Source organism: Methylobacter luteus IMV-B-3098 (assembly GCF_000427625.1).
Taxonomy (GTDB): domain Bacteria; phylum Pseudomonadota; class Gammaproteobacteria; order Methylococcales; family Methylomonadaceae; genus Methylobacter; species Methylobacter luteus.
On record NZ_KE386569.1, the window covers coordinates 1,647,761 to 1,664,565 of the forward strand.

17 protein-coding genes are annotated in these 16,805 nt (G+C 53.0%); 14 read left to right on the forward strand and 3 right to left on the reverse strand.

The window, feature by feature from the left end:
* Positions 1-22: 22 nt before the first annotated feature.
* Genes METLU_RS25025 through METLU_RS0109520 form a run of 3 tightly spaced genes read right to left on the reverse strand, consistent with a single transcriptional unit; the run spans position 23 to position 3,062 of the window.
* On the reverse strand, positions 23-547 hold the full coding sequence (locus METLU_RS25025; protein WP_051299859.1) for a hypothetical protein: 525 nt from the start codon (positions 545-547) through the stop codon (positions 23-25).
* The gene (locus METLU_RS27870; RefSeq protein ID WP_155920518.1) at positions 544-696 is read right to left on the reverse strand and encodes a hypothetical protein; all 153 of its coding nucleotides are present in this window, start codon (positions 694-696) and stop codon (positions 544-546) included. Before METLU_RS27870 ends, METLU_RS25025 begins: the two co-directional genes overlap by 4 nt.
* Positions 693-3,062 carry an arylsulfatase gene (locus METLU_RS0109520; protein WP_051299860.1) on the reverse strand — a complete coding sequence of 790 codons (2,370 nt, stop codon included), beginning with the start codon at positions 3,060-3,062 and terminating at the stop codon, positions 693-695. Before METLU_RS0109520 ends, METLU_RS27870 begins: the two co-directional genes overlap by 4 nt.
* A gap of 474 nt (positions 3,063-3,536) precedes the next feature.
* Here METLU_RS0109520 and METLU_RS0109525 point away from each other — a divergent pair, with 474 nt between their 5' ends.
* The 14 genes from METLU_RS0109525 (at position 3,537) to METLU_RS25035 (ending at position 16,795) form a co-directional block, all read left to right on the forward strand.
* Positions 3,537-3,806 carry a GYD domain-containing protein gene (locus tag METLU_RS0109525; protein ID WP_027158006.1) on the forward strand — a complete coding sequence of 90 codons (270 nt, stop codon included), beginning with the start codon at positions 3,537-3,539 and terminating at the stop codon, positions 3,804-3,806.
* 111 nt (positions 3,807-3,917) lie between these two features.
* On the forward strand, positions 3,918-4,472 hold the full coding sequence (locus tag METLU_RS0109530) for a hypothetical protein (protein ID WP_027158007.1): 555 nt from the start codon (positions 3,918-3,920) through the stop codon (positions 4,470-4,472).
* 34 nt (positions 4,473-4,506) lie between these two features.
* The gene (locus METLU_RS0109535) at positions 4,507-5,295 is read left to right on the forward strand and encodes a class I SAM-dependent methyltransferase (protein ID WP_027158008.1); all 789 of its coding nucleotides are present in this window, start codon (positions 4,507-4,509) and stop codon (positions 5,293-5,295) included.
* A gap of 64 nt (positions 5,296-5,359) precedes the next feature.
* Entirely contained in the window at positions 5,360-5,911 is a 552-nt protein-coding gene (locus METLU_RS0109540; protein ID WP_155920520.1) for a hypothetical protein, read from the forward strand.
* Positions 5,912-6,494: 583 nt separating this feature from the next.
* On the forward strand, positions 6,495-7,658 hold the full coding sequence (locus METLU_RS0109545) for a hypothetical protein (RefSeq protein ID WP_027158010.1): 1,164 nt from the start codon (positions 6,495-6,497) through the stop codon (positions 7,656-7,658).
* A 758-nt stretch (positions 7,659-8,416) separates the two neighbouring features.
* Positions 8,417-8,818: a hypothetical protein gene (locus METLU_RS0109550; protein WP_051299861.1), complete on the forward strand. Its 402-nt coding sequence runs from the start codon at positions 8,417-8,419 to the stop codon at positions 8,816-8,818.
* Positions 8,819-8,923: 105 nt separating this feature from the next.
* Entirely contained in the window at positions 8,924-11,371 is a 2,448-nt protein-coding gene (locus tag METLU_RS25030; RefSeq protein ID WP_081679068.1) for an arylsulfatase, read from the forward strand.
* A gap of 343 nt (positions 11,372-11,714) precedes the next feature.
* Positions 11,715-11,801, forward strand: a complete 87-nt coding sequence (locus METLU_RS29150) for a hypothetical protein (protein WP_407939110.1) — start codon at positions 11,715-11,717, stop codon at positions 11,799-11,801.
* 184 nt (positions 11,802-11,985) lie between these two features.
* Positions 11,986-12,810 carry an alpha/beta fold hydrolase gene (locus tag METLU_RS0109570; protein WP_036242987.1) on the forward strand — a complete coding sequence of 275 codons (825 nt, stop codon included), beginning with the start codon at positions 11,986-11,988 and terminating at the stop codon, positions 12,808-12,810.
* Between the two features lie 182 nt (positions 12,811-12,992).
* Positions 12,993-13,541, forward strand: a complete 549-nt coding sequence (locus METLU_RS0109575; RefSeq protein WP_027158014.1) for a cysteine hydrolase family protein — start codon at positions 12,993-12,995, stop codon at positions 13,539-13,541.
* Between the two features lie 373 nt (positions 13,542-13,914).
* Entirely contained in the window at positions 13,915-14,280 is a 366-nt protein-coding gene (locus METLU_RS0109580) for a roadblock/LC7 domain-containing protein (protein ID WP_036243685.1), read from the forward strand.
* A gap of 122 nt (positions 14,281-14,402) precedes the next feature.
* Positions 14,403-14,885 (forward strand): DUF2507 domain-containing protein, encoded by a 483-nt coding sequence (locus METLU_RS0109585; RefSeq protein ID WP_051299863.1) that lies wholly within the window; start codon positions 14,403-14,405, stop codon positions 14,883-14,885.
* Positions 14,886-14,954: 69 nt separating this feature from the next.
* Entirely contained in the window at positions 14,955-15,458 is a 504-nt protein-coding gene (locus METLU_RS0109590) for a GNAT family N-acetyltransferase (protein WP_027158017.1), read from the forward strand.
* A 311-nt stretch (positions 15,459-15,769) separates the two neighbouring features.
* Complete coding sequence (locus METLU_RS25035) at positions 15,770-16,795, forward strand: alpha/beta fold hydrolase (protein WP_051299864.1); 1,026 nt, start codon at positions 15,770-15,772, stop codon at positions 16,793-16,795.
* The last annotated feature ends 10 nt before the right edge of the window (positions 16,796-16,805 follow it).

The window sequence follows — 16,805 nt, forward strand, 5'->3', positions numbered from 1 at the left end:
TTGGGAACTGAATTCCGCCTTCTTATCCCTTATCCGGGGTCGGCGTCTCTTCGGGAGATGCCATGACCAGTCTGCGAAGCGTCCCTTCGCCGAGACGGCGGTCGAGCCCCGCGTACAGGTGATACGCAAAAAACGCCAAACCGACGCAGAGCACTTTGGCAAGTATGAGGTTGCGATCCTTATGCTCCCACACATACGAGATAGCCTGCGCGAGCGTGCCGGTCTCCCGATAGGCATGAAATAGTTTCTCCAGGTACAAGACGATAAACGTCACCAGGATATAGATCAGCGTCTTATACAGAGCAGCCAATCCCGGAGAATAGTTGGCGTCGAAGCGGCGGCCGGCATGAGTCTTGTCGAGAATGATCACGATTTTCGCGGCGATGAGCGCACTGATGGCCGCCGTCGAAAGGACTGAAACTTCGATCTGGTAGTCAGCCAGCAGTAGTTTCTTCAACGTGAGGAACACACTGAAACAAAAGAAAAAGTAAAGGGAAACCAAGCCTATTTCTTTGATTTCATGTTTCAACATGGGTGCCAGATTCATAATTTTTTCTCTTCCCAGTGATCAGCAACTTCATTCACATGCACATGGATTTCTTTAGTCCTGCCGGGAACAGTAGAGTGGCCACAAAGCGCACCATCGAATCTCCCGGCTTTTCCTGGCAGAACTAACGCCCATTCTGCCGGGCTCATTTCACCTCGACAGTCACTTTCTCGATCTTGCCGGTGAAGCGCGTTTGCGGGCCTTCGCCGATTCCGTCGGCCACCGGCGTGGCGTCATCGATGCCCACGTCGGCCGTTTCGTCGGCCGAGAATATCCTCGGTTGCGTCCGGTCGATACGGCCTTCGGCGACTTTGCTGCCGTTGACGGACAGCGTCCCGGTTCCGCCCTTGCCCACTCCTCCGCCGTCGTAGGCGAAGTCGAACACCACCGTGGACTTGCCGGTCGGCAAGGCTTCCGGTGCATCCACCGTGTATCGGTTCAGGCCGAGGAAATTGTAGGTGTAAGCGGGCTTGCCGTCCTTTAGGTACAGGCTCCAGCCGCCGAACCGTCCGCCTTGGGCGAGAATGACGCCGTTGGCGCCGCCCTCGGGAATTTCCAGCTCGGCGGTAATGCTCTTGGAATGGTTTTTTACGTCGATAAAGACATTTTCCATCATGCCGGTCATACCCTCGCCGAGGGTCAGCGAGGTGCGGCCGGCCATCACGTCGGGCCGTCCCACTACGGAGGCAGTAAAACGCTCAAGCAGACGGTCGTCGATCGGCAGGACGTTGTACTTGACCGCCTCACTCATGAACAGCTTCTGCATTTCCGCAAGCTTCTGCGGATGCTCTTTCGCCAGGCCCTGGCTGAGGCTGAAATCCTTGCGCACATCATAGAGTTCCCAGAGGTCTTCTTTCAGGGGGTGACGGGATTGAGACTCCCAGGGCGCCCGGTGCACGGTGCCGGCCAGCCAGCCGTCATGATAAATGGCGCGGTTGCCGAACATCTCGAAATACTGGGTGACATGGCGGTCTTTGGCCTTGGCGTCGTCAAAGGTGTACGCCAGGCTCACCCCTTCGATGGGTTTCTGTATCGTGCCGTTAACCACTTTGGGTTCAGGAAGATAGGCTGCTTCGAGGATCGTAGGAACGATGTCGATCACGTGATGGAACTGACTGCGGACTTCGTTTCTGGCCTTGAACCCCTTGGGCCAGTGAATGACCATGCCGTTGCGCGTGCCGCCGAAGTCCGAGGCCACCTGCTTGGTCCACGCGAACGGCGCGTCGAAGGCTACCGCCCAGCCTGCCGCCATGTGCGGATAGGTTTCGGGCCCGCCCCAATGATCCAGATGCTTGAGTTGATCTTCCACCGTCTCCTGCACGCCGTTGAAGTAGGTCATCTCGCTGAACATGCCGTTCATGCCGCCTTCGGCGCTGGCGCCATTGTCACCTTCTATATAGATGAACAGGGTGTTGCCCAGCTCGCCCAGGTCCTCGAGCGCCTTGACCAGGCGGCCGATCTCGTGGTCCGTGTGTTCGGCGAAACCGGCGAAGACTTCCGCCTGGCGCGTGAACAGCTTCTTCTCGTCCGGCGTGAGCGTGTCCCAGTCCTTGATGGCTTCGGGCTTGCTGGCCAACCGGGTGCCGGCGGGTACGACACCGAGCTCGATTTGCCGCCTGAGCGTCTCCTCGCGCTGCTTGTCCCAGCCCTGGTCGAACGTTCCCTTATACTTATCGGCCCACTCCTTCGGCACGTGGTGCGGCGCGTGGGTGGCGCCGGGCGCGTAGTAAACGAAGAACGGCTTGTCCGGCGTCAGCGCCTGCTGATAGCGGACCCAGGCGATGGCCTGGTTGGTCATGTCGGTGGTGAAGTGGTAGTTCGGGTCATGCGGCGGCTCTATCTTGGTCACGCCGTCGTAAATCGACGGAGACCATTCGTTGGTTTCGCCGCCCAGGAAGCCGTAGAACTTGTCGAAGCCCTGCAGGGTCGGCCAGCGGGCGAAAGGCCCCGAAACGCTGATTTCCCAGGGTGCCGTTTCATGCCATTTGCCGAAAGCGCCGGTGCTGTAGCCGTTGAGCCGCAGTATCTCGGCCACTGACGCCACGCTGTTCGGCAATACGCCGGTATCGCCGGGAAACGCCGTGGCGGTCTCCATGATCGAACCGGTGTTGCCGGTGTGGTGGTTGCGGCCCGTCTTCAGGGCCTGCCGGGTCGGCGAACACAGCGCCGTGGTATGGAAGTTGTTGTAGCGCAGGCCCTCCTGCGCCAGCCGGTCCATTGTCGGCATGGCGACCGGGCCGCCGAAGGTGCCTGCCGTGCCGAAGCCCATGTCGTCGATCAGCACAATGACCACATTGGGCGCACCGTTCGGCGCCTTCACTTCGAAACGCGGCGGGGCCTTGGCCTTGCGGGCGTCGAGTTCCTTGATCGGCGGGTACTCAGGTTCGATAATGGGCAGCAAGGTGCGATCAAGCTTGACCGCGCCAGGCACAGCCGCCCCAATTCCGCTTGAGTGAAGACTGGCGAAAGTAAGCAGGACAAATAAGGCCACGAACAGACATGTTTGTTTATTCATTTTTCTTATCCTTTTTCGGAATGTCTATGCTTCATCGATCAGGGATAAAACTAATCCGATCTGGTGGGCTGCACGTACTTAAAACAATCTCAGCATGAGCAGTGCTAGATGAGTTGACATCCCAGCCGCCTTACCAGTTCATAGATATCCTGTCCAACTGAGCATCTGTGGCAAAAAACCGGCCTTGATCAAACTTCACATTAGTAAAGTATTTTCTCCTCCTCATCGCCATATTCTGTCACTTGATCACCTGACTTCAAGTCAAAGCCCAATAACCGCTAAGTTAGACAGTAATGGCACGAATAGAAATCCAGCCTAAAATAGGAACAATAGCTGCTTGAAGTAATGGAAATCCAGCTTGGCCCAAGATAAATAATCACCATCCGCGCAAACTTCCTATTAAACAGCGCTTCGTCGGCAACCGGCTATAGGGTTTGTCCGACGAGAGACCAGGATGAAAAAGGAGATAATGCAATGGCGACATTCATAATGGCAGGAAAATATTCGGCTGATTCCGTGAAGCAAATCAGCGTCGACCGCATTCCAAAGGCCAACCAGATCGTTCAACAATGCGGAGGTTCCATAATAAGCACCTATGCCACGATGGGAAAAACAGACATACTGGTGATTACGGAGTTTCCCGGCATAGCCGAAGCAATGAAGGCTTCAGTTGACTTGAATAAGGCAATGGGAATTTCTTTTGCCACTCACTGTTCCAGCGCTTCCCATCGAGGATTTCGATAAGTTAATCGGCGGCTAGCTGTGCCGGGATGCTGACGGATCACGGCAACTGGCAGCCACAAAGATGACAGCATGATTTAAAGAAACATCTATCACCTTTTAGCGGAGGTTCAAATGAAACTATCAGCATCAGTTATCCGCATCTTAGCCTTTCTTGGTTTTTTTGTATTTGCCAGCCCAGCCCTACAGGCACAAGGCAACTTTGATTCCCCGGAGGGCAAGACGAACAGACCAGATGACACTGTGAACAGCTTCGGTGCACGAATTGCCGGTACTTACCTTGTGATACATCAACCGTCCGAAGGCCCAACCCGAATTTTAAACCTTTTTGCGGACGGCAACATAACGGGTATGCAATCTGTTCAGTTTGGCGGGGACGTTCCCGGCGAAGGTTTCAGTAATCAACATGGTACGTGGAAAAGCGTTGGAGAGAATAAGATTGTAGCTACGGTCCTGGATTTGGACTATACCCCCTCAACGGGTGAGTTCCTTGGCACTGCAATTGCCCACTATAACCTGCAATTCGACAACACCCTTCAAACTTTCACAGCCACCGCACAGGGACAGATTTTCAGTCCCGGCGTAGATCCGCTGAATCCTGGCGACGCTAAACCATTTTTCGAATTTAGCGATAACTTCCAGGCGAAACGCGTCACAGTCAGCAACTAAGGGTTAAAGATTGTGTTGATGAAGAGTTTTGCCCATGAATGTGACCGGCAGTAAGAGCTTTTGGCCCATCCATGATGATTATCTCTTTTTTCAGGAGCAAAGTACGGAGGCAGACGAGGATTTACGTTCCTATATGCCCCACGTGCATGCTTTAGCGACTGGAAGCGGCCCAATCCGCATGCTGGATTTTGGATCCGGCTCCGGGCGATTCACCCGCCAATTTCTCGGCTTGGCTGGCTTGCCTTCGGACCGGTTGCGGCTCTCTCTGGTGGAACCTGATGAGGAATATCGTCAACAGGCCATCGAACAACTGCAACCCTTCACTGTTCATCCAGTGCAAACTTGGCCAGCACTGCCTCCCCATTCGGATGCCCGCTTTGATCTAGTGCTGGCGAATCATGTTTTTTATTATGTTCCGGATCTTGACGAAGTGCTGGCCAGCCTTCTTCGCGCTTTAACACCTTCCGGACTTTTTCTAGCCGCCATGGCCGGAAAGAGGAACACACTGATCCAATTCGCGACCTACTGTTTTGCCTTGATCAACATGCCCTACCCTTACCACACAGCAGAAGACCTTGAGGCTAGCCTGGACATGCAGGGCGAAGTTTACCGCAAACAGGCCATGCATTATGAACTGGCTTTTCCGGATGCGGAGGAGAACCGATTGAAAGTCATGCGCTTCCTGATGGCAGACTATTTCGATGAAATCCCGCGCCAACCTATGGCGGATCTTTTCTCGCCTTATACCCAGACCGGCCGGATTGTGATTAAGACGGGGCATGAGCAGTTTGTTATTCAGCGCCAGGCAATGAGGGCCACGTAAAAGGTTGGAAATATCTGAAAAGTTACTCTCCCTTTAATCAGCTTATTATCTAGTGGAGGTTCAAATGAGACTATCAACATCAGCAACATCAGTTATTCGTACCTTAATGATTTTCGGCATCTTCGCACTGTCTTCCCCGACGTTTTCCGGAACGACCGAACAGATGCCGCAAGGCAACTTCGGTGCACAAATTGCCGGCACATACCTGGCGATGCCTCAATCGGCTGATGAATCAACCAGAATTCTGAACCTTTTTGCGGACGGCAATCTGGCGAGCATACAGTCCGTTCAATTTAAGGGAGAAGTGCCTCCCAATGCTTTCAGCAATCAGCATGGCACCTGGAAAAGCAATGGAGACAATAAGGCTGAGGCTATCGTTTTGAGTATTGTGTATGATGCGGCAACGGGCGCGTTCTTAGGCACCACAAAATCCCAATTCGATATGCAGTTCGATAATACGCTGCAAACTGTAACCGTCTCTGTAAGAGGGCAGGTTTTCGGCCCCGGCATAGACCCGCTGAATCCCGGTAACGTTCAGCCAACCGATGAATTCAGCCATAACTTCCAGGCGAAACGCGTCCCCGTCAGCGGCTCAGAGACTACCGCTGATAACTAAAACGCCAGCGCTGGCAGTCAAAATAATTGAATGGGCGATGAAAAGAGGCGCAGCACTCAAGGATATGCCTCCTTCCGAAGCTATACAGATCAAGTAAAAACAAACGCTGCCGGAGGTGTGGATGCCGAGGCTGACTTTGCCCACCCGGACCGCACCCGCAGCGCTTATAGAACGTTTAAGTTTCTCCCGGGCGAATGCAGAGAATTTTTAATGTTAGACACGAACTTGTCTAACCGCTCGGCAATTTCCGTAACTCAAGCGTCGAGCTGTAATTGATGCCGCCCCTGGAATCGCGACAACTTCAGTAGGCGGTATCAGTAACCGAACGAATAGAAATTCAGGCAAAAGTGTGAACAATAGTCACCACAGTTCCGGAAATCTGACTCGGCTCCGCATCAATAACTGACCGCCCAATCAACTCGGCCTGCGCCTTGCTCACGCTCCATTGGCGGTTGGTTATGCGGCGCGGTGCGCTGGTGTTCGGAATATTTCGTAAGCTGAACTGTAAAGAAACAACAGAATGGAAGTGACAGCCGCAACAGACAAAAACGAAATTGCCTAAAACTTCCGAAGGAGTACGCAAATGCCGAATGGTAACTGCTCTGCCCGCAACTTGCCGTTTCTGGACGGCTTTTCAGCAAAGGATCGTCAGTCGGTTGAAGAAGCCATCAGCCAGCAGGATGCGCAACGGTATAAAGCCAGGGAATTGCGCATCCAAAAAGCGGATGAAGCCGTTGAGGATACCCGCTGCCGATTGCATGATCTTCTGGGAGCCGACAAACTGGCTGAGTTGAGAAAGGAGATTAAACGCGAGCGCCTGGCCTTCCGTGACCTCTGGCAGCCGCCGGAAAGCTTGAATCATGACTTCACCAGGCAACATAAGGCGAGCAAATGGAAAATAGACAGGCTCATACGCAATACCGGCGCCAATCCCGAGCAATTGGAAAAGATCGGCAAAGAGTTCCGGCAAAGGCTGGAAGCAATACTGTCCGTCGTTGATGGCAAGGTAGTTCCGGGATACAACCTGCCGAAGCATCTCGACACATGGATAAACCTGTCGCCGCTGCATAAGTTTCCGCTGCCCTGGGGTTCGATTCCGCCAATAGATGACCCATCCGACCCACACCGGTGGTTCTTGTTCAGGCCGCCTTTCTTCGGGTTCCTCTTTAGCTTCGTTCCCGTGGCTAGCAACAACTTCCTGGTGGATCGGCTGCTCTTTTTGGAGCCGTCCGTCGGTCTGGTAGGAAACGAGAGCACTATGGATTGTAACGACGCCGGAAATTTTGATTATGCATCGGCAACTGCCGAAGCTCAGATCGCATTCGGGTTCGAAGCGCCCGCGACCGGTCTCGTGGAAGTCCTCGTTGATGCTCAGAGCACAATTGACACCCACTATCTGGAAATCGATGATGAGTTCGGGTTTTCGAGTGCATGGTGCAATCAAAACAACTACCTCATGATGAACGTTCTTCACCCGAATGTGCCAGAACCTTCACTGTCCCTGATGTCCAATCTTTTTGAAGAGACCGACGGAGATGACTTATATGCGAATAGAGAAAATCTGACCCGCGGCCAGCACTACTTTGCCCATTTATTCAGTTCCGGCCCCGTGCCGGCGGGGCAATCCGTGGTCGTTACCGTAGGAACCAGGACTTTCGATATAGCGAACGCAAACGATATGGAATTACACAGCAGGACCAATTTCCAATGGTTCATCAACTCAGTGGAGGTTCGCATCGCGCCTTGAGGTCAGACAGAGTGAGCAAACACGAAGCGTTTTTCTGCCGTAGCAGAACGAGGCAGCGCATGGCGCTAAGCGTTTTGGATCACAGCCGGCATCATCAAGTTTTTTAGGCCATTAAACAAATAGCCGCTTTTCAATCACTATTTTACGCCGGCGAAAATAGCTGAAAGCCGCCGTTCCGGTTAAGGAGTCGGTGTCTTGAAAACATGGCATTACTGGTAACCAAGAATTATTAGGACGTGCCGGCAACAAGAGGCGCAACGAGCAAGTACGCGTTTTTTAAAGCCAGACGGGGCACGCTCTGCACTCATGCACCCTGCCCGGCTTATGTTCCACCTATCCTTACCCGCAGAATCAGAGCCATCAGTAATTGGACGGATAGTAATAGTACGGATAGAAAACCGGCTTAAAACATGAACAATGACCGATAGCCGCTACAGTAGCGGAAATCCGGTTTGGCTCAGTATCAACAACCAGCCGTCGCATCAACACGGACTATAGCCATGCGTTGCGCTTCGTCGGCAGCATGTTTTGGGATCAGGGAACCGGGACTCTCTCGCCGCCCTGCCCGCTCTTCCTAATCGAAGATGCCGACAAACCATAGCGATGCCCGTGACAGTCCAGATGGCAAATGCGAAGAGTTGCCCGATAAACTGCCAAACCTTCCGAGCCATCAGGCTGACCACTATGCGATCAGACCGTTGAGTTGCGTCACTGGAAAGCAAACATCGCTCACAACCGAAGCAGCCAGGAGGGGACTCGTGACTACGATAATCAATTTCATCAGCGGCCTGCTTGTCATCGCCATGCTTCTCCAGGCCACTGGATGCCAGACGGTAGACACAACGCATACGCAGGACGTCGGCAGTCCAAAGTATCCGCCGTCCGATCCGTCGCAGGTTCAGATTCTGCGCACGGAACCGACGCGTCCGCACGTGCGTCTGGGCGAAGTCAGGGCAGAGCCATCAAGCGAGAGTGTCGATGTGAGCAAAATTGAAGAGGCTTTGCGCCAGGAGGCAGCCAAGCTGGGCGCTGACGCTGCGGTCGTCGTCTATGACCGCACCGAGGTCACCGGCGCCTGGGTCACCGGACCGTGGCGGGATCGGTCCGTTCAGCCGATCGAAGGTCGTGTCGTGATCGCCATAGCCATCAAATACCAGTAACGTGGCCGAACTCGGGTAACGGCGATGCTCAAATAACAGCAGTACGTATCGCCGGCCGAACAAGCGCAGGGAAACAGCAGCATCAAGCAACGATAGGAGATTGCAATGCATACAACCAATCTTCAACAACAGCAGTTGGGCGCATTACTCGGGCCGTTGTTCATGGTTTTCATTTTGCTGGCGCTTTCGTTCGACATCGCTTGGGCAAAGACGCCAAACGGCACGGTGCTACCGGCACCCGAACCGCCTTTCAAGGGCAAGATCGGACGGACCTACAAGGATTCAAAACCCGACAAGATTCCGACTATCAAGGCACCGGCCGGAGCCCCGAACGTCCTGGTCGTTCTGATCGATGATGTCGGATTCGGCGCATGGAGTACCTTCGGCGGCCAGATTCCCACGCCCAATCTGGACAAAATAGCGCAAGGCGGTCTGCGCTACAATAACTTCCACACGACGGCGCTGTGCTCGCCGACCCGGGCCGCTCTACTGACGGGGCGCAACCACCATTCGGCCGGCACCGGCACGATCACGGAAACCGGCACCGCCTATCCCGGCTATAGCGGCCAGATCCCCAAGAGCACGGCAATGATTTCGGAGATTCTGCACCAGAACGGTTACAGCACCGCCTTCTTCGGCAAGAACCACAATGTCCCGGACTGGGAAACCAGCGTTTCAGGCCCTTACGACCGCTGGCCCGGCCTGCAGGGATTCGATCATTTCTATGGCTTTATCGCCGGGGAAGCGAATCAGTGGGCTCCGGCCCTTTATCGCGATCATCAGCCGGTGGAAATGCAAATCCCGAAAGGCCAGGAAGGCCGCTACACGCTCAACGATTCGCTGGCGGACGAAGCCATCAAATACATTTTTCAGCAGAAATCGGTCACGCCCGATCGGCCGTTCTTCGTCTATTATGCGCCCGGCGCCACCCATGCGCCGCATCACGTTCCCAAAGAATGGCTGGACAAGTTCAAAGGGCAATTCGATCAAGGCTGGGACAAGTACCGCGAAGAAGCCTATCAGCGCCAGCTCAAACTGGGCGTTATCCCGCCTGATACGAAGCTCACGCCCCGGCCCAGAGAGATACCGGCTTACGACTCGCTGACACCGGATCAGAAGCGGGTGGCCGCGCGCCTGATGGAAGCGTTCGCGGCTTATACCGCCCAGACCGATTACGAAGTGGGGCGCGTTCTGGATGCCGTGGACCAAGTCGGCCAGTTGAATAACACCCTCGTATTCTGGATTATCGGCGACAACGGCGCGTCCATGGAAGGCCAATTGTATGGCTCCTTCAACGAGATGGCGGCCTTAGGCGGCATACAGGAGGATTCGGCTTTTATCTTGCAGCACCTGGACGAGATCGGCGGACCCAATGCCTACAACCATTACCCGGTAGGCTGGGCCTGGGCTATGAACACGCCGTTCCAGTGGGGCAAGCAGATCGCCTCGCATCTGGGCGGCGTACGCAATCCCATGGTGATTGCCTGGCCGGATCGCATCAAGAAACAAGGGGAGCTTCGCCCACAGTTCCACCACGTGATCGACATCGCGCCTACCATCTTGGAGGCAGCGAAGCTTCCGGCGCCTATGGAGGTGAACGGCGTCAAGCAGAAACCCATTGAAGGCGTCAGCATGCTGTACAGCTTCGATCAACCGACCGCCAAAAGCACGCGCAAAACTCAGTACTTTGAGATGTTCGGCAACCGGGCGCTGTACGAGGACGACTGGATCGCCGCCGCTCGCCATGGGCGGCTGCCGTGGACGACTGGAACATATGATTTCGACAAGGATCAATGGGAGCTTTACGACCTGACACACGACTTCAGCGAAGCTGACAATCTCGCCGCAAAACATCCCGGCAAGCTCAAAAAGCTGCAGGACGAGTTCTGGGTGCAAGCCAAAAAGTTTCAGGTTCTACCGCTGGACGACCGCCTGGTCGAACGCGTCGATCCCAGCTTGCGGCCCAGCTTGATCGAAGGGCGAACCCGGTTCACCTATTATCCGGGAAGTGTACGGATTCCGGAAAGCTCCGCAGCCCCAACCAAGAACGCATCGCATGTCATAACGGCACACATCGAGGTACCCCAGGGCGGGGCTGACGGCGTTCTGGTCGCCGAAGGAGGCGTAGTCGGCGGCTTTTCCCTTTATATCAAGGATGGCCGGCCTGTCTACGAATATAATTACTTCTCTCAGACCCGCAGCAAAGTGACCGGCTCAGAAATGCTAGCGCCAGGGCCGGCTACTATCCGCATGGAGTTTCGCTATGACGAGGGCGGCGTCGGCAAAGGCGGCACTGCGACACTCTTCGTCAACGACAAAAAAGTTGGTGAAGATCGCATTGAAACCACCAACTGGGGACGTTTCTCGGCAGACGAAACCTTCGACATCGGCGAAGACACGGGATCACCCGTGAGTGCGGACTATGCCTCGCCGAATGCGTTCACCGGCAAACTGAAGAAAGTGGAAATAGACGTCAAGCCAGCCAACCTGACCGCTGCCGATCAAGAAAAACTCCGGAGCATGGCGTTGAAAGCGGAGCGCACTGTGGAGTAAGAATCAGGGCCGACGCTGGAAGACAGGTGGATGCGGAGCTGGCGGGCAAGACGGGCATCGGCAGGCCATTAACCGCCGAGCAACACTGCATTCGTCAGACAAACCACAGGGTGGTATCATGAAATACCTGTGCTTGGATTACTTAGATCCCCAAAAAGCCGAGATCGATGCTGTCATGAGTGAATGCCAACCCTACTTGGAGGAATTCCACAAGAGCGACCGGGTAATCCTTGACGCTGGCCCCGCCTTGGAGGCCAAATGCCTGTGACGCGTGAACGAATAACTGAGGATTGCCGACGGCCCTTTTGTCGAAACCAAAGAAACGACAGGCAGCGCGTTCCTTATAGAAGCGCAGGACATTGAGGAAACGGTCCGGCTGGCTTCCCTGCATCCAACCGTGCAAGTGAGTGCGGGCGAGAAGTTTGGCTAGGGGTGAGATCCGTCCAATCCACTACTTCGAGAAGACGGAGCCGGAAGTCTAGCACTGCTGGCGTCTCGTAATAACAAGGTGCCACAAACTCTGGCCCAGCCTGAATCTTCCATCAAGCGGACGTTTAACACCTGGCTTCACCTGCTGCTGGACGCCGCCTATATGAAACGCTAGGGATATAATAATGAAGCAATCATTGAAATTCAGCCAGTTCGGCGCCGACGACGGGCAAATAGTAATCTATTTTCATGGTGCGCCTGGCGCGCCGCAAGAATGCAAAATTTTCGATCTGGACGGGAAAAGTCACGGTTTGACGTTTATTTGTTTTGATCGGTTTTCTGTCGATTCCTCGGTAAGCGGTGAAACGTATTACAAGCTTCTGGCCGGGGAAATTTCAAAGAAAGCCGCAGGGAAACGAGTAGATGTCATCGGATTTTCAATCGGCGCCTTTATTGCGCTACAGACGTGCCGTTACATGACCGATGGAGTCAAAAGTCTGCATCTGGTTTCCGCAGCCGCGCCGCTGGAGACTGGAGATTATCTTGAAGCCATGGCCGGCGGACAGGTTTTTAAGTTAGCAAAAACATTTCCTGCCTTGTTCATTTTATTGTCTTACTGGCAAAGATTAATCGCCCTGTTTTTTCCCGACGCACTCTTCCGTTTTTTGTTTGCCAGCGCCGCCGGCCATGACAAAGCATTAACGGCCGACCGTGAATTTCAATCCGGCATCACCCAGGTATTGAGGTTGTGCTTTGTTGATCGCGTCCGAGGCTACGCGAGAGATATTGAAGCTTATGTGCATCCCTGGAAAACCATACTCCCCGATGTCTCAGCCAACACACACATCTGGCACGGCGCGGAGGACAATTGGTCGCCGAAGCTTATGGCTGATTACTTGAAATCAGCGATTCCAGGCTGCACCTCGGCCAAAATATTTAACGGCCTGTCACACTACTCCTGCCTGTACCAGGCGGCACCTGAAATATGCAATCTATTGGGCAAGGCATAACATTGCGGCAGCTTACAGACATCATTAGACAACACGAAAAACATGAAACATTTTCTCGGCAATAGGGCCCATAGGATGAGCTGAGGAACGAAGCGCATCAATCGCGAACGGCGCGCCCTTTGCCTATACTTACAACATCAGTCAAATATTTACACACAGCAAATTTACCAGAAAGGATACTCATGAATACCGCACTATTAATTATCGACATTCAAAACGACTACTTTCCTGACGGGGAAATGGAATTGGCTGGCGCTGTAGAAGCCGGCACACTTGCCAGCCGGGCACTTGCAGCGTTTCGTGAAAAGTCATTGCCTGTCATCCATGTTCAGCACATTGCCACTCATCCTGGTGCAACGTTCTTTCTACCCGACACGCCAGGCGTCGAAATTAACGATTGCGTTTCTCCAAGGGCCGGGGAGTTAGTTATCCCGAAACACTTTCCGAATGCGTTCCGTGACACACCCCTGCTTGAGCATCTGGAAAGACTTGGCATAACTCGTTTGGTGGTTGTTGGAATGATGACGCACATGTGTATTGACACTTCAGTTCGAGCGGCGGCCGATCTTGGATTTGAGTGCTTCCTCGCACATGATGCATGCGCAACCAAAGCGCAGTCTTACGGAAGCGTCACCGTGTCTGCACAAGGTGTTCAAGCTGCATTTCTTGCAGCAATCGATGGTGCCTTTGCAAAGGTGCTTTCTGTAGATGAGATCTCTTCATTTGTCTGATTGCTCAGTGGAATAAGAACCACTTCTGACGGGTTCCACCATGAGTTTGTACACAACCTCGGCCGGCTTTAAACAATTATAGCCGGCCAAAACCGGATGATCGGGTTGTAGATATATGGATGGGCGGAACAGCGCTGCCCAATTTCTTCAATGCCTTAATAAACGAGCCTTGAGTCAGAGAATATTTCCACGGATCAGCTGTGCAGCGGCTTTAAGGACTCAAACTCCAGGTTATCAGTAATAGTACCTATAGAAATCCAGTGAGCAAAAAACAATAATCGCTGAAGCGTATGCATTTATGGCTCACGCACATACTCTTCCAAGGCAGGAGTCCGATAATTATGAAAATAATAACAATAACAGGGGCTCAATCATGATAATGATCGAACAGATAAATTTTTATTTAAAAAAATTCTGCAGAGATAATCCAGAAATCCTCGGTTGCGCCGTGATTAATATCGAGGGAATGATTACTGCCTCTGCCTTAAACCATAAGATTGATGAAGACCTAATTGGCGGGATAAGTTCTACAATGTTAGGCGTTGGAGAAAGAATCTCGTCCGAACTGATGAACTCGGATTTGGATCAGGTTTATGTTCGCTCCCCTAATGGTTATGTAATGCTCAACGCAATCGGCGATCAGGCTTTATTACTTGTCCTCGCGGCTAAGCAGGCCAAACTTGGACTGATTTTTCTGGAAATACAGAGAACAGTGCAAGAAATAAAATACGTTCTATAAGTCGATAAGCGGCACAATCATGACAAGCTTTATTCATTATCCGCAACAGTTTCCGGTTTCTTTTTATAGAAGAAAGACTGAGCATTGTGGAATCTATTGATAATAAGAACAGGAATTTAAACATGGCAACTGAAGAGCGTGTTATAAAACCGCATAAAAATATTGATGTTGAAAATGCCCTTAATGTTGTACGCCCGACACTGGGAAATAACGCCGGAGTGGCTTTGTATCGTTTATTGAGGCTTGTAGCGCTGGAAGACATCATCGGCAGGGGCGCATCAGGAGCCGCTTACCTGGCAGGGAAAAAACTCGGAGTATCATTGGGACTGACTAAATTGGAAGATTTTCTTCAATTGTGTAAGGATCTCAATATTGGCATCATTGAAGTGCCTGTCGCCACAGAAACGAAAGTTCATGTTGATGTCTATGAATGCGTCACCTGTAGCGGCCTCGAAGCGGTCGGGCGTCCAATTTGTCATTTCGAGGGCGGATTAATTGCCGGCGCAGTCCAAACCATTACTGGTCGCAGTGCGCGCGCACGGGAAGTTACCTGCATTGGCGGATTGGGCGACAAAACATGTGGCTTTGATATTGAGATCGGATAGTCCTTTCTAAAAGGAATTGAAGCAACCCAAGACCGACCCCGCCCCAACATTATACATAAGGGATGCTTCATGCAGATTCGACACGAAAATAAGAAAGATGCGGCAAGCATACAGGCGGTGAATAAGGCGGCCTTTGAATCAGCGGCGGAAGCCGGCCTCGTTGACGCGCTACGCGAACAGGCACACCCAGTGATTTCTCTGGTTGCGGATGATGGAGGGGCAATTGTGGGACACATCTTGTTTTCGCCCGTTGCGCTCTCAGGACATCCCGAACTGAAAATCATGGGCCTCGCGCCAATGGCGGTATCACCAGCGCATCAGCGAAAAGGCACAGGTTCTGCGCTCGTGCGCGCCGGTCTTGAAGCGTGCGGAAAACTCGGATTCGGCGCCGTCGTTGTTCTCGGACACCCGGAATATTACTCTCGGTTCGGCTTCTTGCCTTCCACGCGCTTTGATATTGACTGCGAATACGAAGTGCCGGAGGATGTGTTCATGGTCATGGAATTGCAGCCGGGTTATCTCGTCGGTGCAACAGGCACCATCAAGTATCATGTTGCGTTCAGCAACCTATAACAAGGCGCTCCGGCCGGCCGACCTCACTTTTCCCGGCTGAGACTGGCGTTACCGCTATTCAAAATACATACAGTCCCGACCAACAGCCGGTCAATTTCTTTCAGTAAAGCTCCAATCATCAGACCAAACACTCCGAAGTAGCCCTCAGAGTCATGATTTCCAGAAGGCAGGGTCTTCCAGCCTACATGACATGCTACTAATAAATTTATTTTGATTGATTTTTAATCACCATTTTATGGCTATTAAAGGATTGAATATGGAGGATATAGGTTTTGACGAAGTCAAACTGTAACTCAACAGGAGATACTCCCATGCGCATTCGAAGCCTCGCCACGATTTTGGTTTTCCTGTTTTTATTTTCTATGACACTTACCGCTCATTCCGACACTACGTCGATTGAGGCCCAGGTGTCGCCGCCACTGGGCGCGCTTGGTGGCTGTTCTCAGGAGTTCGCTGAACATCGGATCCAGCATGGAACGAACGGATTGTATGTCCGCGAGTACGCCGGCACAGAACCGCCCGTTGTTCTGATGCATGGCTTTCCCGACAACCTTCACCTTTACGACCGCATAGTGCCCTATCTGTGCGGCCGACACTTCGTCTTGTTTGATTTCCTCGGCTGGGGACGTTCGGACAAACCCAAAGGCTACAGTTATACGTTCGACGATCAAAAAGCGCAACTCGATGCCGTTATTCAGCAACTTGCGTTACAACAACCGCTTCTGGTGGCTCATGATGCCTCCGGACCGGCCGCGATCAACTGGGCGCTCGACCACAACCAGGAGACCGGCGGCCTGGTCCTCCTCAATACCTTCTACCACCTGGCGCCTTCCCTCTCGGCGCCTGAAGCGATCGCGATATTCGGCGACCTGCTCGAATTGCGAACCGCGCCCGTCGTGCCGCCGACCAGCCCTTGGAGTTTCAAGCGCCTGAGCCAGGCGATTGCCAATGATCCGCAAATGTTTCGGTGGTTGTATTTCTGGCAGGTAGGCTCCTTTTTTCGCGACGATGGGGTGCGAGAGCGATTCCTGCCACGGCTCTATACGCAGTTCGCCCAAAAACCGAGCACCATTCCGGCGTTTGTCGAGCTTAATCACGACCTGGGAAATTCGATACAGGCCAACACGAAAAGAGCCCCAGAACTTGCCGCTTTCGATGGCCCCGTGCGGATCATCTTCGGGGCGAGCGATCCTTATTTGAATGCCGAACTCGCACAGGACTTCCATAATGTCTTTCCCACATCGGATCTGTTCTTGCTGTCAACTGCCCGTCACTACGTCCAGATGGATGAACCGGCGCAAGTCGCACATCTGATCCTGACCGCCAAGACCCGATAAAATTTTTGTC

Coding starts and splice junctions, on each gene's coding strand:
- METLU_RS25025 (WP_051299859.1), bottom strand. CDS start 547: ATGAATCTGGCACCCATGTTGAAACATGAAATCAAAGAAATAGGCTTG.
- METLU_RS27870 (WP_155920518.1), bottom strand. CDS start 696: ATGAGCCCGGCAGAATGGGCGTTAGTTCTGCCAGGAAAAGCCGGGAGA.
- METLU_RS0109520 (WP_051299860.1), bottom strand. CDS start 3,062: ATGAATAAACAAACATGTCTGTTCGTGGCCTTATTTGTCCTGCTTACT.
- METLU_RS0109525 (WP_027158006.1), top strand. CDS start 3,537: ATGGCGACATTCATAATGGCAGGAAAATATTCGGCTGATTCCGTGAAG.
- METLU_RS0109530 (WP_027158007.1), top strand. CDS start 3,918: ATGAAACTATCAGCATCAGTTATCCGCATCTTAGCCTTTCTTGGTTTT.
- METLU_RS0109535 (WP_027158008.1), top strand. CDS start 4,507: ATGAATGTGACCGGCAGTAAGAGCTTTTGGCCCATCCATGATGATTAT.
- METLU_RS0109540 (WP_155920520.1), top strand. CDS start 5,360: ATGAGACTATCAACATCAGCAACATCAGTTATTCGTACCTTAATGATT.
- METLU_RS0109545 (WP_027158010.1), top strand. CDS start 6,495: ATGCCGAATGGTAACTGCTCTGCCCGCAACTTGCCGTTTCTGGACGGC.
- METLU_RS25030 (WP_081679068.1), top strand. CDS start 8,924: ATGCATACAACCAATCTTCAACAACAGCAGTTGGGCGCATTACTCGGG.
- METLU_RS0109570 (WP_036242987.1), top strand. CDS start 11,986: ATGAAGCAATCATTGAAATTCAGCCAGTTCGGCGCCGACGACGGGCAA.
- METLU_RS0109575 (WP_027158014.1), top strand. CDS start 12,993: ATGAATACCGCACTATTAATTATCGACATTCAAAACGACTACTTTCCT.
- METLU_RS0109580 (WP_036243685.1), top strand. CDS start 13,915: ATGATAATGATCGAACAGATAAATTTTTATTTAAAAAAATTCTGCAGA.
- METLU_RS0109585 (WP_051299863.1), top strand. CDS start 14,403: ATGGCAACTGAAGAGCGTGTTATAAAACCGCATAAAAATATTGATGTT.
- METLU_RS0109590 (WP_027158017.1), top strand. CDS start 14,955: ATGCAGATTCGACACGAAAATAAGAAAGATGCGGCAAGCATACAGGCG.
- METLU_RS25035 (WP_051299864.1), top strand. CDS start 15,770: ATGCGCATTCGAAGCCTCGCCACGATTTTGGTTTTCCTGTTTTTATTT.